This window comes from Kitasatospora sp. NPDC052896 (assembly GCF_044547075.1).
In the GTDB taxonomy this organism is placed as follows: Bacteria; Actinomycetota; Actinomycetes; order Streptomycetales; family Streptomycetaceae; genus Kitasatospora.
This window is the reverse complement of sequence record NZ_JBITZU010000028.1, coordinates 66073-89357: the sequence shown is the minus strand read 5'-3', so window position 1 is coordinate 89357 and position 23285 is coordinate 66073. Positions and strand designations below refer to the sequence as shown.

At 74.2% G+C, this 23285-nt stretch carries 23 protein-coding genes and 1 rRNA gene; 13 read left to right on the top strand and 11 right to left on the bottom strand.

The features are described from left to right. Positions 1-91 (top strand): 5S ribosomal RNA (gene rrf / locus ACIGXM_RS32955); the annotation flags it as partial. Between the two features lie 66 nt (positions 92-157). On the opposite strand, the gene ACIGXM_RS32950 is transcribed toward rrf, so the two are convergent. The 5 genes from ACIGXM_RS32950 to ACIGXM_RS32930 all read right to left on the bottom strand — a co-directional run bounded on the left by ACIGXM_RS32950 (position 158) and on the right by ACIGXM_RS32930 (position 3439). Continuing rightward, the gene (locus tag ACIGXM_RS32950) at positions 158-532 is read right to left on the bottom strand and encodes a hypothetical protein (protein ID WP_396567435.1); all 375 of its coding nucleotides are present in this window, start codon (positions 530-532) and stop codon (positions 158-160) included. 1 nt (position 533) lies between these two features. Then, entirely contained in the window at positions 534-992 is a 459-nt protein-coding gene (locus ACIGXM_RS32945) for a roadblock/LC7 domain-containing protein (RefSeq protein WP_396567433.1), read from the bottom strand. Between the two features lie 34 nt (positions 993-1026). Then, complete coding sequence (locus ACIGXM_RS32940; protein ID WP_396567431.1) at positions 1027-1887, bottom strand: DUF4388 domain-containing protein; 861 nt, start codon at positions 1885-1887, stop codon at positions 1027-1029. 37 nt (positions 1888-1924) lie between these two features. Further along, positions 1925-2308 (bottom strand): hypothetical protein, encoded by a 384-nt coding sequence (locus tag ACIGXM_RS32935; RefSeq protein ID WP_396567429.1) that lies wholly within the window; start codon positions 2306-2308, stop codon positions 1925-1927. 348 nt (positions 2309-2656) lie between these two features. Beyond that, positions 2657-3439 (bottom strand): lysophospholipid acyltransferase family protein, encoded by a 783-nt coding sequence (locus ACIGXM_RS32930; protein ID WP_396567427.1) that lies wholly within the window; start codon positions 3437-3439, stop codon positions 2657-2659. Positions 3440-3718: 279 nt separating this feature from the next. Here ACIGXM_RS32930 and ACIGXM_RS32925 point away from each other — a divergent pair, with 279 nt between their 5' ends. The 4 genes from ACIGXM_RS32925 to ACIGXM_RS32910 all read left to right on the top strand — a co-directional run bounded on the left by ACIGXM_RS32925 (position 3719) and on the right by ACIGXM_RS32910 (position 7702). Next, positions 3719-4096, top strand: coding sequence for a TlpA family protein disulfide reductase (locus ACIGXM_RS32925; protein ID WP_396567447.1), 378 nt, complete (start codon positions 3719-3721; stop codon positions 4094-4096). A 235-nt stretch (positions 4097-4331) separates the two neighbouring features. Then, the gene (locus tag ACIGXM_RS32920; RefSeq protein WP_396567425.1) at positions 4332-5117 is read left to right on the top strand and encodes an electron transfer flavoprotein subunit beta/FixA family protein; all 786 of its coding nucleotides are present in this window, start codon (positions 4332-4334) and stop codon (positions 5115-5117) included. A gap of 64 nt (positions 5118-5181) precedes the next feature. Then, entirely contained in the window at positions 5182-6144 is a 963-nt protein-coding gene (locus ACIGXM_RS32915) for an electron transfer flavoprotein subunit alpha/FixB family protein (protein ID WP_396567423.1), read from the top strand. Between the two features lie 142 nt (positions 6145-6286). After that, entirely contained in the window at positions 6287-7702 is a 1416-nt protein-coding gene (locus ACIGXM_RS32910; protein WP_396567421.1) for an AMP-binding protein, read from the top strand. A 3-nt stretch (positions 7703-7705) separates the two neighbouring features. On the opposite strand, the gene ACIGXM_RS32905 is transcribed toward ACIGXM_RS32910, so the two are convergent. Then, complete coding sequence (locus tag ACIGXM_RS32905) at positions 7706-9133, bottom strand: MFS transporter (RefSeq protein ID WP_396567419.1); 1428 nt, start codon at positions 9131-9133, stop codon at positions 7706-7708. A gap of 275 nt (positions 9134-9408) precedes the next feature. On the opposite strand from ACIGXM_RS32905, the gene ACIGXM_RS32900 reads away from it, so the two are divergent. From ACIGXM_RS32900 to ACIGXM_RS32890, 3 genes are all read left to right on the top strand, one after another. Then, positions 9409-10380 (top strand): ROK family protein, encoded by a 972-nt coding sequence (locus ACIGXM_RS32900; protein ID WP_396567418.1) that lies wholly within the window; start codon positions 9409-9411, stop codon positions 10378-10380. 180 nt (positions 10381-10560) lie between these two features. Beyond that, positions 10561-11619 (top strand): NUDIX domain-containing protein, encoded by a 1059-nt coding sequence (locus ACIGXM_RS32895; protein WP_396567416.1) that lies wholly within the window; start codon positions 10561-10563, stop codon positions 11617-11619. A gap of 20 nt (positions 11620-11639) precedes the next feature. Further along, complete coding sequence (locus tag ACIGXM_RS32890) at positions 11640-12413, top strand: DUF4184 family protein (RefSeq protein WP_396567414.1); 774 nt, start codon at positions 11640-11642, stop codon at positions 12411-12413. Here the strand turns inward: ACIGXM_RS32890 and ACIGXM_RS32885 are convergent. After that, on the bottom strand, positions 12383-13756 hold the full coding sequence (locus tag ACIGXM_RS32885; protein WP_396567412.1) for a dipeptidase: 1374 nt from the start codon (positions 13754-13756) through the stop codon (positions 12383-12385). The genes ACIGXM_RS32890 and ACIGXM_RS32885 overlap by 31 nt on opposite strands. A gap of 187 nt (positions 13757-13943) precedes the next feature. On the opposite strand from ACIGXM_RS32885, the gene ACIGXM_RS32880 reads away from it, so the two are divergent. The 3 genes from ACIGXM_RS32880 to ACIGXM_RS32870 all read left to right on the top strand — a co-directional run bounded on the left by ACIGXM_RS32880 (position 13944) and on the right by ACIGXM_RS32870 (position 17089). Next, a complete protein-coding gene (locus ACIGXM_RS32880) occupies positions 13944-15179 on the top strand; it encodes a geranylgeranyl reductase family protein (protein WP_396567445.1) in 1236 nt (411 codons plus the stop codon). A gap of 278 nt (positions 15180-15457) precedes the next feature. Further along, positions 15458-16237 (top strand): enoyl-CoA hydratase family protein, encoded by a 780-nt coding sequence (locus ACIGXM_RS32875; protein ID WP_396567410.1) that lies wholly within the window; start codon positions 15458-15460, stop codon positions 16235-16237. A gap of 93 nt (positions 16238-16330) precedes the next feature. After that, positions 16331-17089, top strand: a complete 759-nt coding sequence (locus tag ACIGXM_RS32870; protein ID WP_396567408.1) for an acyltransferase — start codon at positions 16331-16333, stop codon at positions 17087-17089. 7 nt (positions 17090-17096) lie between these two features. Here the strand turns inward: ACIGXM_RS32870 and ACIGXM_RS32865 are convergent, their stop codons facing one another. Together ACIGXM_RS32865 and ACIGXM_RS32860 are read right to left on the bottom strand one after the other, a co-directional pair. After that, positions 17097-17603, bottom strand: coding sequence for an NUDIX hydrolase (locus ACIGXM_RS32865; RefSeq protein ID WP_396567406.1), 507 nt, complete (start codon positions 17601-17603; stop codon positions 17097-17099). 17 nt (positions 17604-17620) lie between these two features. Next, positions 17621-18127, bottom strand: a complete 507-nt coding sequence (locus ACIGXM_RS32860) for a HutD family protein (RefSeq protein WP_396567404.1) — start codon at positions 18125-18127, stop codon at positions 17621-17623. A gap of 209 nt (positions 18128-18336) precedes the next feature. Between ACIGXM_RS32860 and ACIGXM_RS32855 the strand changes: the two genes are divergently transcribed. After that, positions 18337-19434 (top strand): PLP-dependent cysteine synthase family protein, encoded by a 1098-nt coding sequence (locus tag ACIGXM_RS32855; RefSeq protein WP_396567402.1) that lies wholly within the window; start codon positions 18337-18339, stop codon positions 19432-19434. Between the two features lie 25 nt (positions 19435-19459). Next, positions 19460-19954: a GNAT family N-acetyltransferase gene (locus tag ACIGXM_RS32850; protein ID WP_396567400.1), complete on the top strand. Its 495-nt coding sequence runs from the start codon at positions 19460-19462 to the stop codon at positions 19952-19954. 8 nt (positions 19955-19962) lie between these two features. Here ACIGXM_RS32850 and ACIGXM_RS32845 read toward each other — a convergent pair whose 3' ends face one another. Together ACIGXM_RS32845 and ACIGXM_RS32840 are read right to left on the bottom strand one after the other, a co-directional pair. Beyond that, positions 19963-20784 carry a DeoR/GlpR family DNA-binding transcription regulator gene (locus tag ACIGXM_RS32845; protein WP_396567398.1) on the bottom strand — a complete coding sequence of 274 codons (822 nt, stop codon included), beginning with the start codon at positions 20782-20784 and terminating at the stop codon, positions 19963-19965. An 86-nt stretch (positions 20785-20870) separates the two neighbouring features. Then, entirely contained in the window at positions 20871-23279 is a 2409-nt protein-coding gene (locus ACIGXM_RS32840) for a right-handed parallel beta-helix repeat-containing protein (protein WP_396567396.1), read from the bottom strand. Positions 23280-23285 lie beyond the last annotated feature (6 nt).

The following is a 23285-nucleotide window of genomic DNA, read 5'->3' as shown; positions in this document are numbered from 1 at the left end:
GCCCGGTTACATTCCGAACCCGGAAGCTAAGCCTTACAGCGCCGATGGTACTGCAGGGGGGACCCTGTGGGAGAGTAGGACGCCGCCGAACAATTCTTCAGAGAAGCCCCTTCCGGGAGACCGGGAGGGGCTTCTCGCGTTCTCGCCGAGAGCGGTGTCAGACCTCCAGGTCGTTCTCGATCCTGGCCAGCTGGTGGCGCGCCATGGCCAGGTTGGCGCGCCGTCGGTCGAGCGCCAGATAGAGGAAGAGGCCCTTGCCGGAACGCGCGGTGAGCGGCCGGATCAGGTGGTACTGGTTGCTCAGGGTGATCAGGATGTCCTCGATGCCCTCCTTCAGGTTGAGCATGTCCATGGTGCGCATCTTGGCGCGCATCACGTCGGTGTTCCCGGCCGCGGCCACGTTGAGGTCGAGTCCGCCACCACCGTCCACTGTGGCCAGCGCCATGCCGCTGCCGTAGTCGACCAGTGCCGAGCCGATCGCACCTTCGATCGTGCTCATCGCCTGGCGGAGTGCGCCGTCTGGATCGGTCATGTCAACTCTCGCTTCCTTGGTGGTTTCTGATGACGGGTCGATTGGTGGCGGCGTCGTCGAGCAGGGCACCGATCCGCCCTGCCGACCGCCGGGCCTCCAGGTGCAGGCGGCCGACATTGACGTCCGGGTGGGCGAGGACGGTGAGGACGCAGACGACCCCGGCCGCGTAGGCGGCGACGTAGCCGTGCTCCCCGCGCACCAGCGACTCCCGGAACTCCCCCTGGCCGGTGGCGTCGGCCAGTCGCTGGGCCACCCCGAGCACCGCGGCGGTGAGCGCGGCCAGCCCGGCCGGCTCGGTGTCATGGGTGTCGTGTGCGAGCAGCAGGCCGTCCACACTGGCCACCAGGCCACCCGCCAGGTGCGGTACCCGTTGGCGCAGCGCGCGGAGTTCGGCCAGGAGGTCGGTCTCCACCGCCATCAGCTGTCTCCTCCCGGCGCGCTGCTTGAGTGCCCGCCTCATGGCCACGAGCGGTTGGCTGCGGACGGACAGGGCGTCAAGGTCGGGCCTCCAGTGCGGTTCGTATTCGGATCAGCAGAGCGGTGTCGGGCTCGTACCCGGACAGTGGCTCCCGCGGGCGGCGCGACGAGGCCCCGGGCGTCCGGCGCTGCAAGGCGGGGGAGCCGTCGGGGACGGGATCGGGCGGGCTGAGCGGCCGCGGCGCCGAGGCGGGCTGAGCGGGCGGTCCGGCGACCAGCCCGGCGGCGGCGAGCCGGCGGACGTCGACCAACGTCGCGTAGGCCGAGCGGCCCAGCAGCCTGGCCAGGTCGGCCGGGGTTCTTCGGCCGTCGGCGTGGTCCAGTAGCTCGCCGAGCCGTGGACCGGTCCGGCGGCCGGCCCGGCCGGGGTGCTCGATGGGAACCACCGGTTCGATGTCGACCTGCGACCCCGGCCAGATCCGCTCCAGCAGGTCGTGCCGGCGGATCGTCTCGTGCCGGAGCTCGCGTGCGCTCACCGTGCGGACCGGTCCGAGCCAGTGCTCGGCGCCGGGCTCGAAGGAGACCGGCTCGGACCGGGCACTGAGGGTGAAGAAGGCCGCGTCGTACAGCTCGACGAGGTGGCAGAGTTCCAGCTCGCCCTGGGTGAGGTGGCCTCGTTCGACCAGCATCCGGCCGACCCGGTGCTCGGGGCCGAAGACGCGCAGCGTCTCCCGCCAGGTGTCCACGGGCAGTCGGCCGGAGGTGGTCAGCAGCGCGGCCAGCCCGGTCGCCCGGGTGCTCTCGGCGTGCACCACCGCTCCTTCGGCGAGGTAGACCGTGCCGGCCACGCTGTGCAGGGCACCGGTGGCGCGGGTGCCGGCCAGTCGTTCCATCGTCTCGGTGAGTGGCTGGCCACCGAGCAACGCCGCCGGGGTCATCGGGACCGCCCGGAACCGCCCGGCGGCTGACGGACGCTCATCCCAGCACCAGCTCCTCCGAGATGGACTGCAACCGGAACCGGGCGGCGGCCAGGTTGCCCTCGGCCCGGTCGAGCCAGAGATGCAGGATCAACCGGCTGTCGAAGACGGTGCCGATGAAGCAGAGCAGGTGGTAGCTGTGGCCCGCGGTGACGATGATGTCCTGCAGTGGGGTGACCGCGTTCTCGACGTCGGTGAAGGTGGGGCTCTCGGCCGCCGCCCTGACCAGGTCGGTGGCCTCGGCCGCGGTCTCCTCGTGGTCGCCGGTCGGGCTGGCGCCGGCAGTGCCGAGGACGAGGCCGCTGCTCCAGTCGATCAGGCTCACGCCGCGGGCCCCGGCGATGGCCATCGCTGCGGACAGGCATGCGTCGATCCCCGGCACACGGGCTCCTTCGTGGGGGAGGGGTGAGGGTTGCGGGCACGCGGGGGCACTCGGAGTACTACATCGCGTGGTGCCTCCGACACGGAAGGCTACTGACGGTTCCCGGGTGGCGAAAATGTCATTGTCATATTCGCGATTTCACGGGCGCTTTCCAGCCATCCATTGTCCGGTCGGCAGCCGGAGTAGCCGGGAAAAGCCGATGACCGGCCGCCCGCGCATGGCGCGGGCGGCCGGTCACCTGGGTGTGGACGTTGGCCGGTTCCGTATGGTCGGCCGGGCACGGAATGTCGCCGTCGGCCCGGCCGGGAGAGTACTGTCAGCCGTTCGGGCCCGGACGGGGTGTTCCGGTCAGCCCTGGCTCTCCGCCGCGGCGGACCGGCGGGCGGCCTTGGCGGCGGCCTCCTGCTCGTCCTCGGCCTCGGCGACCTCCAGGGTGGGCGCGCTGCCGCCCAGGTGGGCGGGCAGCCACCAGGTGTCGTCCGGTCCGGACGGCTTGCCGGGGTAGCGGCGCTGGGCCTCGTCGAGCATCTCGGTCATCGCGGCGCGCAGCCGCCGGGTCACCATCACCGGCTTGTCCGTGGGTGCCAGGTGGATCGGCTCGCCGATCATGATGACCACCGGGACGTGGCGCTTGGTGAGCGTCTTGGGCCGGCCCTTGGTCCACAGCTGCTGGGTGCCCCAGAGCACCACGGGCAGCAGCGGGGCGCCGGAGTCGGCGGCCATCCGGGCGGCGCCGGTCTTGAACTTCTTCAGCGTGAAGGAGCGGCTGATGGTCGCCTCGGGGAAGACCCCGACCACCTCGCCGGCGCGCAGCGCGCGCACCGCGGCCTCGTACGCGGGCTGACCGTCCGTGCGGTCGACCGGGATGTGCTTCATGCCGCGCATCAGCGGGCCGGAGATCCGGTGCCGGAAGACGTCGTCCTTGGCCATGAAGCGGGTCTTGCGCCGACCGCCCTGGTAAGCGCCCAGGCCGGCGAAGAGGAAGTCCAGGTAGCTGATGTGATTGCTCACCAGGACGGCGCCGCCGGTGGCGGGGACGTGCTCGGCACCCACGATCTCGATCTGCACGTCCAGCGCGCGAAAGACGGCCAGCGCCGTCCGGATCACCGGGGGGTACACGAACTCTGCCACGATCAGCCCTACTTCTTCTTCCGGGCCTGGGCCCGGTCCGGCGGTACTCGCGCCAACCGGTCCGACCGGGCCCGGGGCGCGGCACGCCGCGGCTGCCACGGGTGATTCTGCGAACGATGGTCCCCCGAACGGGTGCGATCTGTCACCTGGGCATGCCTGGCGGCGGGGAGATTGTCGTCACACGGTCCCTTCGGCGGCCGGCGCCCCGCCGGCGGGCCGGTGGCGCGCCTACCGCAGACTTGGAGTCGCCCACCGGGTCGGGCCCGGCGTGGAACGAGGCTGCGCGCTCCCGGGGCGCGCGGAGAGGACGAGGTCGTGCTGCTGTCCGCCGTCGAGCTGGGCTCGGCGCCGCTGGGGGAACGCGCGACGCTCGTCCAGTTCTCCACCGCCTTCTGCCAGCCCTGCCGCGCCACCCGCCGGGTGCTGGCGGAGGTCGCCGGCATGGTGCCCGGGGTCGCCCACCTGGAGATCGACGCCGAGCGCGAGCTGGACCTGGTCCGCCGGCTCGGCATCGTGCGGACCCCGACCGTGCTGGTGCTCGACGCCGGCGGCCGGGTGGTCCGCAGGGCCTCCGGACAGCCGCGCCGGGCGGACGTGATCGCCGCGCTCGGGGCCGCGATCGGGACACCGGCGACCGGCGGGTTGTCGGGCCGCTGAGGCAGAGAGCTTCGTCACAATGATCAGGCGTTGGAAAGCCCCGATCGTGCGGCAAGATGTGGGCGACCGGTATTTAGATACTGACGAGTAACCATGGCGGGATGGCGCCGAGTATGCTGCCGGAAGTGCCGTTCGGACAGCAGGTAAGCGCTGCCCGGAGCGGGGGCCGCCTGCGTGCGCACCCGTGCGTTGCACCGCCGCAGCCGCCGGACCAGACCAGTACAGGAGACAGGCCGTGAGCTTGAGGATCGTTGTCTGTGTGAAGTACGTGCCCGACGCGACCGGTGACCGTCGCTTCGCGGACGACACCACCACCGACCGGGAGGCCGTCGACGGCCTGCTGTCGGAGCTGGACGAGTACGGCGTCGAGCAGGCGCTGCGCATCGCCGAGGCGTCCGGTGACGCCGAGGTGACCGTCCTCACCGTCGGCCCGGACGACGCTTCGGACGCGCTGAAGAAGGCGCTCTCGATGGGCGCCGACAAGGCCGTCCACGTCAACGACGACGACATCCACGGCAGCGACGTGATCGCCACCTCCGCGATCGTCGCCAAGGCCCTGGAGAAGACCGGCTTCGACCTGGTCGTCTGCGGCATGGCCTCGACCGACGGCACCATGGGCGTGCTGCCCGCGCTGCTCGCCGAGCGGCTGGGCCTGCCGCAGGTCACCCTGCTCTCCGAGGTCTCGGTCGAGGGCGGCGTGGTCAAGGGCCGCCGGGACGGCGACGCCGCCACCGAGCTGGTCGAGGCCGCGCTGCCGGCCGTCGTCTCGGTCACCGACCAGTCGGGCGAGGCGCGCTACCCCTCCTTCAAGGGCATCATGGCCGCCAAGAAGAAGCCGGTGCAGAAGTACGACCTGGACGACCTGGGCCTCGACGCCGACGAGGTCGGCCTGGAGAACTCCTGGACCGCGGTCGGCACCATCACCGAGCGCCCGGCCCGCACCGCCGGCACCGTCGTCAAGGACGAGGGCGAGGGCGGCAAGCAGCTCGCCGCCTACCTCGCCGAGCAGAAGTTCATCTGACCCGTTGGACGTGGCGGCTGCCCGGGAACGGGCAGCCGGGAATCGCAAGAGGAGTAATTGAGCAATGGGTGAGATTCTCGTCCTGGTCGACCACGCCGACGGCGCGGTCCGCAAGCCCGCTCTCGAACTGCTGACCCTGGCCCGCCGGATCGGCGAGCCCTCCGCGGTCGTCCTGGGCGCGGGTGCCGCCGCGGCCGACATCGCCGCCAAGGCCGCCGAGTTCGGTGCCGCCAAGGTGTACGTGGCCGACGGCGCCGAGTTCGCCGACTACCTGGTGGTCCCGAAGGTGGACGCGCTGGCCCAGATCGCCAAGGCCGCCGACGCGGCCGCGGTGCTGGTCACCTCGTCCGGCGAGGGCAAGGAGATCGCGGCCCGGGTCGCGCTGCGGCTGGGCTCCGGCATCATCACCGACGCGGTCGACCTGGAGGCCGGCGACGGCGCCCCGGTCGCCACCCAGTCGGTCTTCGCCGCCTCGTTCCAGGTGAAGTCCACGGTCACGCACGGCGCCCCGGTGATCACCGTCAAGCCGAACGCCGTCGCCCCCGAGGCCGCCCCGGCCGCCGGCACGGTGGAGAACGTCACCGTCGCCTTCACCGGCAACGCCGCCAAGGTCACCTCGCGCACCCCGCGGGTCTCCTCGGGCCGCCCGGAGCTGACCGAGGCCGCGATCGTGGTCTCCGGTGGCCGCGGTGTCGGTGCCGCCGAGGGCTTCTCGGTGGTCGAGGAGCTGGCCGACGCGCTCGGCGCGGCCGTCGGCGCCTCGCGTGCCGCCGTCGACGCCGGCTGGTACCCGCACAGCAACCAGGTCGGCCAGACCGGCAAGCAGGTCTCCCCGCAGCTGTACGTCGCGGCGGGCATCTCCGGTGCGATCCAGCACCGGGCCGGCATGCAGACCTCGAAGACCATCGTCGCCATCAACAAGGACAGCGAGGCGCCGATCTTCGAGCTGGTGGACTACGGCGTGGTCGGCGACCTGTTCCAGGTGCTGCCGCAGCTGACCGCCGAGGTCAAGGCCCGCAAGGGCTGATCGAGCCGTCCGTACCGCCGGGGCGCGTCCACCTGTCCGGTGGGCGCGCCCCGGCGTTTCCCGGCGGGTTTCCCGGGTTTCCCACGGACCGGCAACCGGTTGCCGCTTCCGGGGCGGCGGCCCCGGCCCGTAGAGTGCCGTTGTGGATCTCTTGACGGCACTTCAGGGCGGGTACGGCGACGCGGCCGACGCGCTGCGGATCGACGACCACGCGCTCTCCCGCGAGCAACTGCTCGGCGCGGCCGGCGCGGTGGCCCGGCGGGTGGCGGGCGCCTCGGCGGTCGCGGTGTCCGCGCGGCCGACGGTGGAGACCGTGGTCGCGGTGGTCGGCGGGCTGCTGGCCGGGGTGCCCGTGGTTCCGGTGCCGCCGGACGCCGGGCCGGTGGAGCGCGGCCACATCCTGCGCGACTCGGGCGCCGAGCTGCTGGCCGTGGCGGCCGGCGAGGAGACCGACGACGGCGCGGCCGGCCCGGAGCGGCTGGTCGTCGACCCGGCCGAGCGGTTGGCGGGCAGCTGGCCCGAGCCCGACCCGAAGCGCACCGCGCTGGTGCTCTACACCTCCGGCACCACCGGGCCGCCGAAGGGTGCGCTGCTCTCCCGCCGGGCGCTGGCCGCCGACCTGGACGCGCTGGCCGAGGCCTGGGCCTGGAGCCCGGACGACACCCTGGTGCACGGGCTGCCGCTGTTCCACGTGCACGGTCTGGTGCTGGGTGTGCTCGGCGCGCTGCGGCACGGCAGCCGGCTGGTGCACACCGGGCGGCCGACCCCGGCCGGCTATGCCGCGGCCGCCGGCAGCCTGTACTTCGGGGTGCCCACGGTGTGGTCGCGGATCGCCGCCGATCCCGCGGCGGCCCGGGCACTCGGCGGGGCCCGGCTGCTGGTCTCGGGGAGCGCGCCGCTGCCCGTCCCGGTCTTCGAGCGGCTCACCGACCTGACCGGCCTGGCGCCGATCGAGCGCTACGGGATGACCGAGTCGCTGATCACGGTCAGCACCCGGGCCGACGGCGAGCGCCGGCCGGGCAGCGTGGGACAGCCGGTGGCGGGGGTGCGCACCCGGCTGGTCGGCGAGGACGGCCGGACCCCGCTGCCCTGCGACGGGGAGACCGTCGGCGAACTCCAGGTCGCCGGGCCGACCCTGTTCGACGGTTACCTGAACCGCCCGGAGGCCAACGCCGAGGCCTGGACGGCGGACGGCTGGTTCCGCACCGGCGACGTGGCGGTGATCGGGCCGGACGGGTTCCACCGGATCGTCGGGCGGGCCTCGGTGGACCTGATCAAGAGCGGCGGGTTCAAGATCGGCGCGGGCGAGGTGGAAGCGGCGCTCCGCGACCACCCGGCGGTCGCGGACGCCGCCGTGGTGGGCGCGCCCGATCCGGACCTCGGGCAGGCGGTGGTCGCGTTCGTCATACCGGCCGGACCGGTGACCGGCGATCAGCTCACGGCCTTCGTCGCCGAGCGGCTGTCGGTGCACAAACGACCGCGCCGAGTGGTGCTGGTCGAGGAGCTGCCGCGGAACGCGCTCGGCAAGGTGCTGAAGAAGCGCCTGCTGGAGGAGTGAGGCTCAGCGGATGCCGGCGGGCGCCTGCCCGGCGGGGGCCTCGGCGGTCCCGGGGGCCGGCTCGGTCGGGCGTCGGCGCAGCACCGTCGCGCTGATCAGCGCGCCCAGCGCGGCCGCCGCGACCGAGAGCAGCACGCAGAGCCGGAACCCCTGGGTGAGCTCGCTCCCGGTGCCCAGCAGCGGACCGAAGACCGCGACCCCGACCGCGCCGCCGACCTGCCGGGCGGTGTTGAACGCGCCGGAGGCCGCGCCCGCCAGCTCCGGTGGCGCGGATTCGAGCAGCCGGGTGGTCATCGTGGGGACGATCAGGCCGCCGCCGAACCCGACCGGCAGCAGGCACAGCAGCAGCGGCAGGCTGCTGGAGAGCGGTTCGGTCAGCGCGGTGCCGAGCAGCCCGGCGGCGAACAGGGCGAGCCCGACGAGCAGCACGAAGGTCGATCCGCGTCGGGCGGTCAACCGTGGCGCGACCAGGTTGGCCGCGGTGATCAGGCCGGTCAGCGGAAGGAACGAGAGCCCGGCGGTCAGCGGCGAGTCGCCCCTGACCTGCTGCAGCAGCAGGCTCAGCGCGAACATCAGGCCGTAGAAGGCGAAGTTGAACAGGGCGCCGAGCCCGGCCGAGCCGGCGAACTCGGGCTTCCTGGCCAGCGGGAGCGGCAGCAGCGGCTCGGCCGCCCGCCGCTCGGCGAGAAGGAAACCGGCCGCGCCCAGCACGAAGACCGCCGACGCGACCGGCACCGCCGGCCGGCTCCAGCCCAGGCGCGGGCCCTCGATCAGCACGAAGACCAGGCCGGCGATGGCCGGGGTGGCGGCGAGCTGTCCGCCGAGGTCGAGCCGGCGCGGCCGGGCCGGCACCGGCCGGGTGAGGAGCGCGGTGGCCGGCAGCGCGAGGGGGCAGACCAGGACGTTGATCCAGAAGACCCACCGCCAGCCCGCGGCGGCCACGATCGCACCGCCGATCAGTGGTCCGGCGGCCATCCCGACGCCGCCGGCCGCCGACCAGAGCGCGATCGCCCGGCCGCGCTCGGCCGGTGAGCTGCCGCCGGCCCTCACCAGCGCGAGCGAGCTGGGCAGCGACAGCGCCGCGCCCACGCCCTGCACCAGCCGGGCCGCGATCAGCACCGGCATCGTCCCGGCCAGGCCGCAGGCGCCGGAGGCCAGTCCGAACACGGCGAGGCCGAGCAGGAAGATCCGGCGGGCCCCGAGCGCGTCGGAGAGGGCACCGGCGCCGAGCATCACGGCGGCGAGCGCGAGCGTGTAGCCGTCCATCACCCATTCGACGTCGGCCCGGCCGCCGCCGAGCTCCCGGCCCAGGACGGGCAGGGCGAGGTTCACGATGGTGCTGTCCAGGGAGACCATGAAGGCGGCCACGGCGGCGGTGATCAGGGACGCGCGGGTGCCCGGGGTTCCGGCCCGGGGCGGGCGAGGTGTCATGGCAGCGACGCTAGCGAATAGTTCGATGAAATGCGAACACTTTTTCTGGGGGAGGGCCTCCCCGGCGCGACCGAGGATCTGGCCGCATCCCGGTGCGGCGAAGAGGATCTGACGCACCGTCCGGTTCGATCGGACGGGTGGCCGGAGCGCGCCGGGTACCGCGCGCCGTGGGGTCGGGAGTGCGCGGACCGTGCGGGTGGGACCGGCGGTGCGTTCGGTGCCGGAGGGGATAGGGTCGGGCCGCCAGGTGTGCCGAGCGGAAGAGGGGCGGGCGGATGGAGAGTGGCCAGGCGCTGGTGGCGGCGGTCGACATCGGCGGGACCAAGATCGCCGGGGCCCTGGTGGGAGCCGAGGACGGCTCGCTGCACCACCGGACCGAGCGACCGACGCGGGCCAAGGAGGACGGCGAGGCCGTCCTGGGCGCGCTCGGTGAGGTGCTGGCCGAGCTGATGGCCACTCCGGACTGGGCCCGGGTGAACCTGGTCGGAGTCGGCAGCGCCGGCCCGGTGGACACCGTGCGCGGCACGGTCAGCCCGGTCAACATCCCCGGCTGGCGCGACTTCCCGGTGGTCTCGGAGGTCGGCCGGCTGGTCGGCGGTCTGCCGGTGGTGCTGACCGGCGACGGCGTGGCGATGACCGCGGCCGAGCACTGGCGCGGTGCCGCCCGCGGCTTCCACAACGCGCTGTGCATGGTGGTCTCCACCGGCGTCGGCGGCGGACTGGTGCTGAACGGCGCGCTCTACCCAGGTCCCACCGGCAACGCGGGCCACATCGGCCACATCAGCGTGGACCTCGACGGCGACCCCTGCCCCTGCGGCAGCCGTGGCTGCCTGGAGGGCCTGGCCAGCGGCACCGCCATCGCCCGGCACGCGTTGGCAGCGGGCTGGCGGCCCAAGAGCGCCGGACTGGTCGACATCTCGGGCGGTGCCACCGCGGTGGCGGTGGCCGCCGCGGCCCGCGAGGGCGACCCGCGGGCGCTGGCCGCCTTCGCCCGGGCCGGCCAGGCGCTGGCGGCCGGGATCGCGGCCACCACGACCCTGGTCGAGCTGGACGTGGTGGTGATCGGCGGCGGTGTCGCGCAGTCCGGCGACCTGCTGCTCGGTCCGCTGCGGGCCCGGCTGAGCGAGTACGCCACCCTCTCGTACGTCCGTGGCCTGCGGGTCTGCCTGGCCGAGCTGTCGACCGGCGCCGGACTGGTCGGGGCCGCCGCGGCCGCGCTCTGGGCGACCGGAACGACCGTGAAGTGAGGCCGCCGGCGCCCGCGGGCCCGCAGGCGTGAGGAGCCGGGCAGAGCGGGTACCACCCGGGGTGGTGCCGGTCTGCCCGGCGCGCGGGGGGTACGCCGGGGAGGCGGGCCGCCGCGCGCGAGCGGTCCGGCTGCCGCCCGGCGCGAACGGCGCGCGGGCCGCCCGAGGTCAGGGGAACTCGTGATCGTCTGGGTCAACGGGACGTTCGGCGCGGGGAAGACCAGCACCTGCCGCGAACTGGTCCAACTGCTGCCCGGCAGCACACTCTACGATCCGGAGCAGGTCGGTCAGGCGCTGCGCGTCCTGCTGCCCCGGGAGCGGCTGGACCGGGTCACCGACTTCCAGGACCTGCCCTCCTGGCGCAGACTCGTGCCGCAGGTGGCGGTGGCGATGCTGGCCGAGGTGCCCGGGCCGCTGGTGGTTCCGATGACGCTGCTGCGCCAGGAGTACCGCGACGAGATCTTCGGCGAGCTGGCTGCCCGCGGCCTGTCGGTGCACCACTTCGTGCTGGACGCTGAGGAAACGATCCTGCGCGAGCGGATAGTGCGGAGCGAGGAAGTGCCGGGCGACCCCGAGGCGAGCGAGCGCTGCCGTCGCCGGCGGCTGCGCCACCTGCCCGTCTACCAGCAGGCCCGGGGCTGGCTGCATCGCGACGCGCAGGTGGTCGACACCGCGCGGCTGACCCCGCGCCAGGTCGCCGAGGTCCTCGCGCTGCGGATCAAGGAGGGGTCGGCGCGCTGTCCGATCGTGCCCAGCCTCGACCCTTCGGCGGACACCGTGGCGGCGGCGGTGCTCTTCTTCGACGAGCGGGACCGGGTGCTGTTGGTGGACCCGGTCTACAAGCCCGGCTGGGAGTTCCCCGGTGGCGTGGTCGAACTCGGTGAGCCGCCGACCGGCGCGGCCGTCCGGGAGATCGAGGAGGAACTCGGCCTGCGGCTGGACCCCGGTCGGTTGCGGCTGCTGGTGGTCGACTGGGAGCCACGGAACGGACCGCGCCGCGGTGGGATGCGGCTGGTCTACGACGGTGGACGGCTGACGGCGGCCCAGCGGCAGCGGCTGCGGCTGCCGGTGGACGAGCTGCGGGCCTGGCGGTTCGTCAGTCTGGCGGAGGCCGAGCGGCTGCTCGCCCCCGGCCGGCACCGCCGGCTGGCGGCGGCGCTGGCGGCCCGGGCCCAGGACGGGCCGGAGTACCTGGAGGCGGGCCGGCCGGCGGCGCAGGGGCTCGGCGGACGGCGCTGAGCGGGGGCAGGATGGTTGCCATGGCGTTCACGTTCAGCCATCCGGCCGCCGTCCTGCCGCTGCTGCGCGGACTGCGCGGGCGCGGGCCGCTGCTCGCGTCGGCGCTGGTCGCCGGGTCGATCGCGCCGGACCTGCCGTTCTTCGCCGAGTCCTGGCTGCCCGGCGTCCACCGGTACGGCAGGCTGACCCACCGCTGGTGGGCGATCCCGACGCTGGACGTCGCGCTGACCGGGCTGCTGGTGGCGGGGTGGCAGGGCGCGGTCCGGCGACCACTGCTCGCGCTGCTGCCCGAGCCGTGGGCGGTGGCGTTCGCGCTCTCCGCCGCGATCGGGGCGGCCGGCCACGTGGGGTGGGACGCGTTCACCCATCAGGGGCGGGCCGGGGTCCGGCTGCTGCCGGCACTCAACCGTGAGGTGGCCGGCGTGCCCGGGTACACGGTGTTGCAGTACGGGACGTCCGCCGTGGCGCTGGCCGTGCTGGGCTGCCACCTGGCGCGCGAGCTGCCACGGGTCGCGGCGCCCGGGACGGGAGCGAACCCGCCCGGGCGGCAGGCCGGCCGCGTCGTGGTCGGCCTCGCCGCCGCCGTCGGTGCCGCGCGGCGGCTCACCCGGGCGGCGCGGGTGCGCGGGCCGGGGGCGCCGCGCGACCCGATCGCCGACCTCTGCTTCGGCGCGGGCGCGGGAGCGGTGACCGGCGCGCTGGGACTCGCCGTCCGGGCCCGGTGGGGACGCGACGGGTGCCGCGTCCCCACCGGGGGCCGCCGTCAGCGCTCCTGGCGACGGGCCTCGGCGTAGCCGCGCAGGAAGAGGGCCTCGGCGAGGGCCATCCGCTCCAGCTCCGTCGGGTCGAGGTTCTCGTTGACCGCGTGGATCTGGGTGGTCGGCTCCTCGACGCCGAAGAGCACGATCTCCGCCTCGGGGTAGAGCGAGCGCAGCGTGTTGCAGAGCGGGATCGAGCCGCCCTCGCCGGAGACCACCATCTCGGTCCCGTACGCCTCGCGCATCGCCGCGCCCAGCGCCTCGTACGCCGGGCCCGAGGTGTCGGCCGCGAACGGCTCGCCGCCCTTGAGCGGCGTCACGGTGACCTGCGCGCCCCACGGGACGGCCGCCTCCAGGTGGGCGACCAGGGCCTGCTGGGCGGTCCTGGTCGACATGCCCGGCGGCACCCGCAGGCTGACCAGCGCCTTGGCGCGGGCCTGCACCGAGGAGGTGGCGCCGACCACCGGCGGCACGTCGATGCCGACCACGGTGACGGCCGGGCGGGCCCAGAGCCGGTCGGCGATCCCGCCGGTGCCGATCAGCTCGACCCCGTCCAGCACCTTGGCGTCCGCCCGGAACCGGTCCTCCGGGTACTCGACGCCGGACCAGCCCCGGTCGGCCGGCAGGCCCTGGACGGTGGTGTTGCCGTGCTCGTCGTGCAGCGAGGCGAGGACCTTGATCAGCGCGGCGAGCGCGTCCGGCGCGGCCCCGCCGAAGGAGCCCGAGTGCAGGTTGCCGGCCAGCGTGGCGACCTCGATCTCGGCCTCGGTGATGCCGCGCAGGGTGGCGGTGGCGGTGGGCAGGCCGGCGGCGAAGTTGCCGACGTCGCCGATCACGATGGCGTCGGCGGTCAGCAGCTCGGGGTGGGCCTCGGCGTAGCGCTCCAGGCCGCCGGTGCCCTGCTCCTCGGAGCCCTCCACGATCACCTTCAGGCCGACCGGGAAGGTGTCGCCGTGGACGGCCCGCAGCGCCCGCAGCGCCGTCAGGTGCATCAGGATGTTGCCCTTGCAGTCCGCCGAGCCGCGGCCGTACCAGCGTCCGTCACGCTCGGTCAGCTCGAACGGCGGGGTGGTCCAGGCGCTCTCGTCGAGCGGCGGCTGCACGTCGTAGTGCGAGTAGAGCAGCACGGTCGGCGCGCCCGCCGGCCCCGGCAGCTCGGCGTAGACGGACTGGGTGCCGTCCGGCGTGTCCAGCAGGCGAACGTCCGTCAGGCCCTCGGCGGCGAAGGCGTCCGCGACCCAGCGGGCCGCCGCGCGGCACTCCTCGACCGGGAACTGGCGCGGGTCGGCGACCGACCGGAAGGCCACCAGCTCGGCCAGTTCGGACTTGGCCCGCGGTAGCAGCGAGTGTACGGCGGCGGCGAGATCGTGCGAGGTCATGGCTTCTCCGTGCGTGGGGATGCGGACACCGACGAGCATATGCGCAGGGCTCGGACGGCCGTTGTGATGCCGGGACGGGGGCAGCTCCGGCCGCCCCATAGGATTGCTCGGTGTGACAGACTCCGGTAGCCCCAGCGACCCCAGCCTCCGCACCGACCCGGCCCACTCCGCCGACCCCGGTTCAGCGGTGGAGCCCGACGCCACCGTCACGGACGCCGTCGGCGAGCCCGACGCCACCGCCGACCCGCTGGACGGCGTGTGGGACGTCGTGGTGGTCGGCGCCGGCCCGGCCGGTTCCTCGGCCGCGCACGCGGCGGCGACGCAGGGTCGCCGGGTGCTGCTGCTCGACAAGGCCGAGCACCCCCGCTACAAGACCTGCGGCGGCGGCATCATCGGCCCGTCCCGGGACAGCCTGCCGCCCGGCTTCCGGATCCCGTTCCAGGACCGGGTGCACGCGGTCACCTTCGCGCTGAACGGCCGCTTCACCCGCACCCGGCGCTCCCCGCGGATGCTCTTCGGCCTGGTCAACCGCGCCGAGTTCGACCTGCGCCTGGTCGAGGCCGCGGTGGCGGCCGGCGCGGTGCTGGTGACCGGGGCGACCGTCACCGGCGTGGACCAGCAGCCCGGCGAGGACCGCCGCACGGTCGTGGTGACCCTCGCCGACGGGCGCTCGGTGCGGGCCCGCGCGGTGGTCGGCGCGGACGGCAGCGCCAGCCGGATCGGCCGGCACGTCGGAGTGACCTTCCGGCAGATCGACCTCGGTCTGGAGGCGGAGATCCCGGTCCCCGAGCGGGTCGCCCGGGCCTGGGCCGGCCGGATCCACCTGGACTGGGGACCGCTGCCCGGCAGTTACGGCTGGGTCTTCCCCAAGACCGAGACCAACAGCCTGACCGTCGGAGTGATCTCGGCCCGTGGTGACGGTGAGCGGACCAAGCGGTACCTGGCGGACTACATCGCCCGGCTCGGCCTGGCCGGATTCACCCCGTCCGTGGAATCCGGGCACCTGACCCGCTGCCGGGCCGAGGAGTCGCCGCTCTCCCGCGGCCGGGTGCTGGTGGCCGGCGACGCGGCCGGGCTGCTGGAGCCGTGGACCCGGGAGGGCATCTCGTACGCGCTGCGCTCGGGCCGGCTGGCCGGGGAGTGGGCGGTCCAGGTGGCCGAGGCGGGCAGCCCGGTCGAGGTGCGCCGGCAGGCGCTCAACTACGCCTTCGCGATCAAGGCCGGGCTGGGGGTGGAGATGCGCGCCGGCCAGCTGATGCTGGAGGCCTTCGAGCGCCGGCCGCACCTGTTCCACGCGGCGGTCTGCCTGGTCGGGCCGGCCTGGCGGGCGTTCGCGCAGACCACCCAGGGACACACCACCTTCGCGCAGGTCCTGCGCCAGCACGCGGCGGCCCGGCGGCTGGCGGCGCTCGCCTCGCGCTGAGGTCCCCGGTACTCCCGAGGGAGCAGCGCCGGGCACGGCCGGCGGCGGGCCGGCTGGCTGGGCTGGAGCCGCTCACCGAGCGGGAACGGGCGCAACTGGTGGTGCCGGCCCACGAGTCGGGGCTGGGCCGGCCGGGCCGGCCGGGCCGACCGGTCCCGCCGGGCTGGTCGGTTCTGTGGCGCCGGGGGCTCTGGATCGATCCGGGGTCGGCGTGCCAGAGTCTTCCCAGCCCGTCCGACCCACCCTCATCTCGGATACCGGAAAGCAGGTCCACCCCGATGACCAGCGAAGCACCCCTCGTCCGCGTCAGCACGGCCGGAGTCGTCACCACGCTCGAACTCGACTCCCCGCACAACCGCAACGCGCTCTCCACCCGGCTGATGGCCGAGCTGACGCAGGGGCTGGCGGACGCGGCCAAGGACCCGGACGTCCGGGCGGTCGTGCTCGGGCACACCGGCAAGGTGTTCTGCGCGGGTGCCGACCTCTCGGAGGCGACCGGGGACGACCCGACGGTCGGTCCGCGCGGCCTGGTCGACCTCCAGCTGGCCATCGTGGAGTGCCCCAAGCCGGTGATCGCCTACGTCAACGGGCACGTCCGGGCCGGCGGGCTCGGCCTGCTCGGGTCGGCCGACCTGGCGATCGCCGGGCCGGCCTCCACCTTCGCGTTCACCGAGGTCCGGCTCGGCCTGGCGCCGGCCGTCATCTCGTTGCCGCTGCGGCCCAAGCTGGAGCCGCGCGCCGCCGCCCGCTACTACCTGACCGGTGAGACCTTCGACGCCGCCGAGGCCGCCCGGATGGGGCTGATCAGCTTCGCCGCCGAGACGCCGGAGGTGGCCGAGGCGGAACTCGGCACGGTGCTGGCCGCGCTGCGGCTGGCCTCGCCGCAGGGGCTCGCGGAGACCAAGCGGCTGGTCACCGCGGACGTGCTGCGCTCCTTCGGGCAGGACGCGGAGGCCCGGGTCGAGCAGTCCGCGCGGCTGTTCGGCTCGCCGGAGGCGCAGGAGGGCATGCGGTCGTTCCTGGAGAAGCGGCCGGCCCGCTGGGCCGTCGAGGGCTGACCGCGGCAGGCGTCCGGCCGGGCGGTGCGAGCGGGGATGTGACCTTGGTCCCCCGCCCGGCCGCCCGGCCCGCCCGGCCGCTACGGTGTGCCCATGCCGATCACCGCTGACCTGTACTCCGCCGTTCGGACCCGGACCCGTCGTGCCGCGGGCCGCGCGGTGCACCGCGGTTGGCGCTGGCTGCGGGAGGCCGGCGCGGTGTCCAACCGGAACCCCGGGCCGTACCGGTTCCACACCCTCGGCGACGGCAGCAAGCTGGCCTTCCCGCTGGGCACCGTCTTCAACGAGCAGTCGATAGCGATCGGCCCGTTCTGCATCATCGGCGAGCAGGTCACCATATCGGCGGGCTTCCTGCCCGGCCTGGACCTCGGCCCGGACCCGGTGGTCACCATCGGTGGCGGCTGCGTGATCGGCCGGGGCAGCCACCTGGTCGGCCACCAGTCGATCGTGCTCGGCGACGACGTCTGGACCGGCCCGAACGTCTACATCAGCGACCAGGCGCACGAATACCGGGACACCACGCTGCCGATCGGCAAGCAGTGGCCCCGCAACGAACCGGTGGAGATCGGCTCGGGCAGCTGGATCGGCACGGGCGCGGTGATCCTGCCCGGCGCCCGGCTTGGCCGCAACGTGGTGGTGGCGGCCGGTTCGGTGGTCCGCGGCGAGGTGCCCGACCACGCCGTGGTGGCCGGTGCCCCGGCCCGGGTGGTCCGCCGCTTCACCGAGGACGAGGGCTGGCAGCCGCCGTTCCGCCACGAGCCGCCGCGGCCGCTGCCGGACGGGGTGACCGCCGAGCAACTGCGCGAGCTGGTCGGTTGGGACCTCAGGCCGCCCACCGACGAGGTGAGCTGACCAGGCGTCAGTGCTGCCAGGGCAGCCGGACCGGGCGCTCGGGGATCCTTCCGGCGACCAGTTCGGCCAACAGCCCGGTCAGGCCCAGCGGATGGACGGTCTCGCGGGTCGCGGCCAGCTCGTCGATCGTCCACCACCGGTGCCCGGCATGGTACCTGCGCTCGTCCGCGAGCTGACCGCTGGTGTCGACCCGGTGGTCGGCGACCCGGAGGTGGAAGTAGAGGTCCTCGAACTGCCCGGCGGCCCAGCCGAGATCGGCGTAGCCGGAGGTCTCGGCGACCAGTCGCCCCAATCGGGCCGGGGTGACGGTCAGTCCGATCTCCTCGCGCAACTCCCGCGCGGCGGCCTCGGCCGGCTGCTCGCCCTCCTCGATGCCGCCACCGGGAGTTGACCAGCCGTGGCCGGCCGCCGGATCGCCGGGGTCGACGTGGAACTTGAGCAGCAGCACCCGGTCCGCGCCGTCGAGCAGCAGGACCCGGGCGGAGCGTCGGCGGAACTCCTGGGCGGCAGGCACCAGTTCACACTACCCGGTCAGGTCGGGGGCGTCAGGGCGATCAGCGCGGCCGGGCCGGGGAGCCCACCGGGCTCGCCCGGATGAGTGGCCAACACGGCGTCGTAGCCGGTGAGTTCGACGGCGAGCAGGAGGCCGCCCGGGGCCGGGAGCAACTCGACGGGGGCGCCGGCGTCGACCAGCCGGACATCCGCCGTGAACCCGCGGCTCATCACGTTGAGCGCGCTGACCGGACCGCCGAGCAGTCGGGCACTGGTGGGGACGTCGCCGGGGAAGGCGAACGGCGTGCGCGGGGCGGGCCGGACCGGCGGCTCGTCGCCCACCGTGAGTTCCAGGCCGGAGCCGGCCACCACGGTGAGGATCCGGGCCAGCCCGGGGAAGGTGGAGAACGGTCCGTCGGCGGCGATCTCGGCCAGGCTGACCCGCCAGGAGCCGTCGGGGGCCGAGGCGATCTCCCGGGTGACGCCGCCGCCGTTGCGCCAGCGGGTGGGGGAACGGTCGGCGGCGGGGAGGCGGAGCAGGGGCATGCCGCAGAATACCGCGCGGCGAGGCCGCCGCCGGCCGTGAGCCCCGGGGAGTAGCCGCTGGCACCCCGGCTGCTCCCGGCGCCGGTGGCTGGACGGCCGCCGCTCGTCGGCGCCGCCCCCGCAACGGCGTCGGCGGGCCCGTGCGAATAAGCGGAAGCTGGAGTTACGGAAATAGTTACTTATCGTAATCATTTGTTACCATCGGTTGCATGGAAACCGTGGATGTGGACCGTTCCGATGCCGACTACCGCGCCTGGCTGAAGGAGGCGGTGCGCAAGGTGCAGGCCGACGCCAACCGCTCGGCCGACACCCACCTGCTGCGCTTCCCGCTGCCCGCGGAGTGGGGGATCGACCTCTACCTCAAGGACGAGTCCACCCACCCGACCGGCAGCCTCAAGCACCGGCTGGCCCGCTCGCTCTTCCTCTACGGCCTCTGCAACGGCTGGATCCGTCCCGGCAAGCCGGTGATCGAGGCCTCCAGCGGTTCCACCGCGGTCTCCGAGGCCTATTTCGCCGCCCTGATCGGGATCCCGTTCATCGCGGTGATGGCCCGGACCACCAGCCCGGCCAAGATCGACCTGATCGAGTTCCACGGCGGCAGCTGCCACCTGGTCGACGACCCGTCCGAGGTGTACGAGGTGTCCGCCCGGTTGGCCGACGAGACCGGCGGGCACTACATGGACCAGTTCACCTACGCCGAGCGGGCCACCGACTGGCGGGGCAACAACAACATCGCCGAGTCGATCTTCCACCAGCTGCGCCTGGAGCCGCACCCCGAGCCGGCCTGGATCGTTGCCACCGCGGGCACCGGCGGCACCTCCGCCACCATCGCCCGGTACGTCCGCTACCAGCAGTACGACACCCGGATCTGTGTGGCCGACCCGGAGAACTCCTGCTTCTTCGAGGGCTGGGCGGCGAACGACGCGCACGCGACCTGCGAGCGCGGCTCGCGGATCGAGGGGATCGGCCGGCCCCGGATGGAGCCGAGCTTCGTGCCCGGGGCGATCGACCGGATGATGAAGGTCCCCGACGCCGCCTCGGTTGCCGCCGTGCGGGTGCTGGAGCGGGTGCTCGGCAAGAAGGCCGGCGCCTCGAGCGGCACCGGCCTGTGGAGCGCGCTGAAGATCGTCGGCCAGATGCGGGCCGCCGGCGAGCGGGGCAGCGTGGTCACCCTGATCTGCGATCCGGGCGACCGTTACCTGGACAAGTACTACTCCGACGCCTGGCTGGCCGGGCAGGGCCTGGACATCGCCCCCTACCAGCACGCGCTGGAGTCCTTCCTGGCCGGAAACCACTGGTCGGCCTAGTGGCCGCTGTGATAGTCACACCGTCATGAACGATCTACTGACCGAGCGTCTGATCCTGCACCCCCTCACCGCCGCCGAGGCGGAGCGCGTCGCCGCCGGCGTCGCCGGGCCCGGGGACAACTGGGCCCCCGACTACCCGGCCGAGGGCGAGCGGGTCGGGGCCGGGATGTTCCTCAAGGGTCGCGCCGCGGCGGGTGGCGACGTCCACCCGTTCGGCGGCTACGAGATCCGGCTGCGCGCCGACGGGCGGGCGATCGGCGGCCTGGGCTTCCACGGCGCCCCCGACGCGGACGGCGCGGTGGCGATCGGCTACGGGCTGGCCGAGTCGGCCCGCGGCCGGGGCTACGCCACCGAGGCCGTCCGCGGGATCGTCGCGGTGGCCGCCGACTGGGGCGTCACGCGGCTGCTCGGCGACACCGACCATGACAACCTGCCCTCGCAGCGGGTGATGCTGGCGGCCGGCCTGGAGCTGACCCACGAGGACGCCGAGCTCAAGTACTACGCGATCTCCCTCGCCTGAAGGTCCGCTCAGTCCGTCCGCTCGGCCGGCAGCGGAGCCAGCAGCAGCTCGCGGACGTACTCGCGGGCCGTCGCCGCGGCCTCCTCCGGGAGCGCGGCGTCGGTCACCCAGGTGTCCACCTCGGCCAGCTGGGCGAAGGTGGAGAGCCCGACCGTCCCCCACTTGGTGTGGTCGGCGACCACCACCACCCGGCGGGCGGAGGCCACGAAGTTCCGGTTGGTCTCCGCCTCCGCCAGGTTGGGGGTGGAGAGCCCGGCCTCGGGGGAGAGGCCGTGGGTGCCCAGGAAGAGCAGGTCGAAGTGGAGCGAGCGGATCGCCCGGTCCGCCACCGGGCCGACCAGCGCGTCCGAGGGCGTCCGCACGCCCCCGGTGAGCACCACCGTGGTGCCGCCGCCGTCGCCCTGCCGCTGCGCCCGATCGAACACGTCGGCCACCCGGACCGAGTTGGTCACCACGGTCAACTGACCGACCTCGGTGAGGTGTTGGGCCAGCGCGAAGGTGGTGGTGCCGCCCGAGAGGGCGATCGCGCTGCCGGGGGTGACCAGCGCCGCCGCGGTCCGGGCGATCTCCTCCTTGGCGATCAGCTCCAGCGAGGACTTCGCCTCGAAGCCGGGCTCGTGGGTGCGGGCCTCCTCGACCGGCACCGCACCGCCGTGCACCTTCTCCACCGCGCCGATCCGGGCCAGTGCGTCCAGGTCGCGGCGGATCGTCATGTCCGAGACGTTCAGCCGGCGGGTCAGCTCGTTGACCCGCACACCGCCGCGCCGACGCACCTCGTCCAGGATCAGTGCCCGGCGTTGCTCGGCGAGCAGGTTGCTGTTGTCGGCCACGGACGCCGCCCCGCCTCTCAGTGCTCCAGCTGTCCTGCCCATCCTGCCACGCCGGGCCCGGTCGGCGACCGGGCGGTCTGATCAGCTCAGGAGTTCCGGGGCAGGGGCAGGTCGGCCGGGACCAGCAGCTGGAGTTCCTCGGTGGACGGGGTGGCCAGCTGGGCGACCCGCATCGCGTGCCGCTCCACCATGGTCTCGAAGACCTGTCGTGCGGTGCGCCCGTTGCCGAAGTTGGGCCCGCGGTCCAGCGTCGCGAAGTGGTCGAGCAGCGCGGTGGCGGTGGCCTCGGCCAGCTGGTACTCGTGCTCCAGGCACTGGGTGCGGGTGATCTCCAGCAGCTCGGCGTCCGAGTAGTCGGGGAACGCGACGGTCCGCGAGAAGCGCGAGGAGACCCCCGGGTTGGCGGAGAGGAACCGCTCCATCTCCGCGGTGTAGCCGGCCACGATCACCACCACCTCGTCCCGGTGGTCCTCCATCAGCTTGACCAGGGTGTCGATCGCCTCCCGGCCGAAGTCCCGGGAGGCGTCCTCGGGTGCCAGCGCGTACGCCTCGTCGATGAAGAGCACCCCGCCGCGCGCCCGGTCGAAGGCGGCCGCGGTGCGGATCGCGGTGGAGCCGACGTGCTCGCCGACCAGGTCGACCCGGGCCACCTCGACCAGGTGGCCGCGCTGCAGCACCCCGAGCGAGGCGAGGATCTCGCCGTAGAGCCGGGCCACCGTGGTCTTGCCGGTGCCGGGGGAGCCGGTGAAGACCAGGTGGCGGCGGAGCGAGGGGGCCTTGAGCCCGGCCTGGCGGCGCCGCCGGCCGACCGAGATCAGGTCGATCAGGGTGCGTACCTCCTGCTTCACGGTGGCCAGGCCGGTCAGCGCGTCCAGCTCGGCCAGTGCCTCGTCGGCCGGGCGGCAGTCCGGGATCGGCGCGATCAGCGGGGCCGCCGGTGCGGCGGCGGCCGTGGTCAACTGCGCGGTGCGCGGCGCCGGGAGCGCCTCGGCGAGTGGTGCGAGTGGTGCGAGTGGCGCGGGCGGGCCGACGTCGTCCGAGGTGCAGCCCGCCACCACCGGTCCCGGCTCGGAGAACTCGAAGCCGGCCCGGGCGTTCTGCTCGGCCCGGCAGCGGGTGAGTGCGCTACGGCAGCCGTCGATGATGTGGAAGCCGAAGCCCCGACCCTGGGTGACCCGGCAGTCCTCGAAGCTGCCCCGGCCCTGCGCCGAGACGTACACCGCCGCCTCGGCGCTGCCGCGGACCGTGCACTCGCGCAGCACCGGGTCGGCGCCCTTGGTGACGATCACCCCGGTGGCCACGTCGGCGATCTCGCAGTCGGTGAGCACCCCGCCGCTGCCGTGGTCGCGGAACCAGAACCCGGTGCCCGCCTCCTGCACCCGGCAGCGCGCCAGTTCCACCGAGGCGCCCGAGCTGACCGAGACCGCCGAGCTGCGGATCCGGCTGAACGAGGTGTCGGTGACGGTGGCCCGGGAGTCCCGGTCCAGCACGAAGAGGGCGTCCGGCAGGTCGTACAGCGAGCAGTCGGCCAGATTGAGCCGGGCGCCGTCGCTGACCCAGATCGCCGGGTAGTCGCCGGTGCTGTCGGAGATCTCGCAGCCGGTGGCCTCCGCGGTGGTGCCCGGGTCCCAGACCGAGAGCGCGCCCCGGCCGAAGGCCCGCACGGTGGTCTGTTCCAGCCTCAGCAGCGAGCGTCCGCGCAGGTCGGCGGCGTTCTCCGGGAGTTCGTGCAGCCGGCAGCCGGTCAGCGTCAGCTCCGCCTCGGTGTCCAGGGTCAGGCCGTTGCCGGTGACCCGGTGGATCGCGCAGTCGGCCAGCCGGCCGGCCGCCTTGGCCTCGGCCTGCACCCCGCTGCCGCGGATCTCGTAGATCTCGCAGCCGGTCAGCTCGGCCAGGCTGCCGGCGTCGGTGAGCAGTACCCCGGCGCCGGCGGCGTGGTGCAGCCGGCAACGGGCGAGCCTGGCGCCGGCCCCCTCCAGCACGGCCAGCCCGGCCTGCCCGGCGGCCGCCACCTCGCACTCCTCGAAGACCGCGGAGGCGCCCCCGCGCAGCCGCAGGCCCAGCCCGGACGGGTTGCTGACGGTGCAGGCGGTCACCAGGGCCTCGGCCCGGCCGTCCACCTCGATGCCCACCGCGGAGTGGGTGTCCACCCGGCAGCCGGTCAGCCGGGCGGTCACCTCCGGCCCGCTGACCAGGATCGCCGCGGTCGAGCTGTCGTAACCCTCGATCACCAGGTCGCGCACCGAGGCCGCGGCGGTGATGGTCAGCGCGATCCCGGACGGCGGGTCGATCCGGACCGTGCCCGGGCCCTCGGCGGGCAGCACGGTGACCGGCTTGTCGAGCACGACGTTCTCCCGGAACACCCCGGGGCGCACGGTGATGGTGTCGCCGGGCTCGGCGGCGGCGATCGCCTCGCGCAGCGTCTCGTACTCCCCGGCCCGGCGCCGCCAGCGCGAGCCGCTGTCCTGCGTGACCCGGACCCTGTGCTCACCCATGACGTT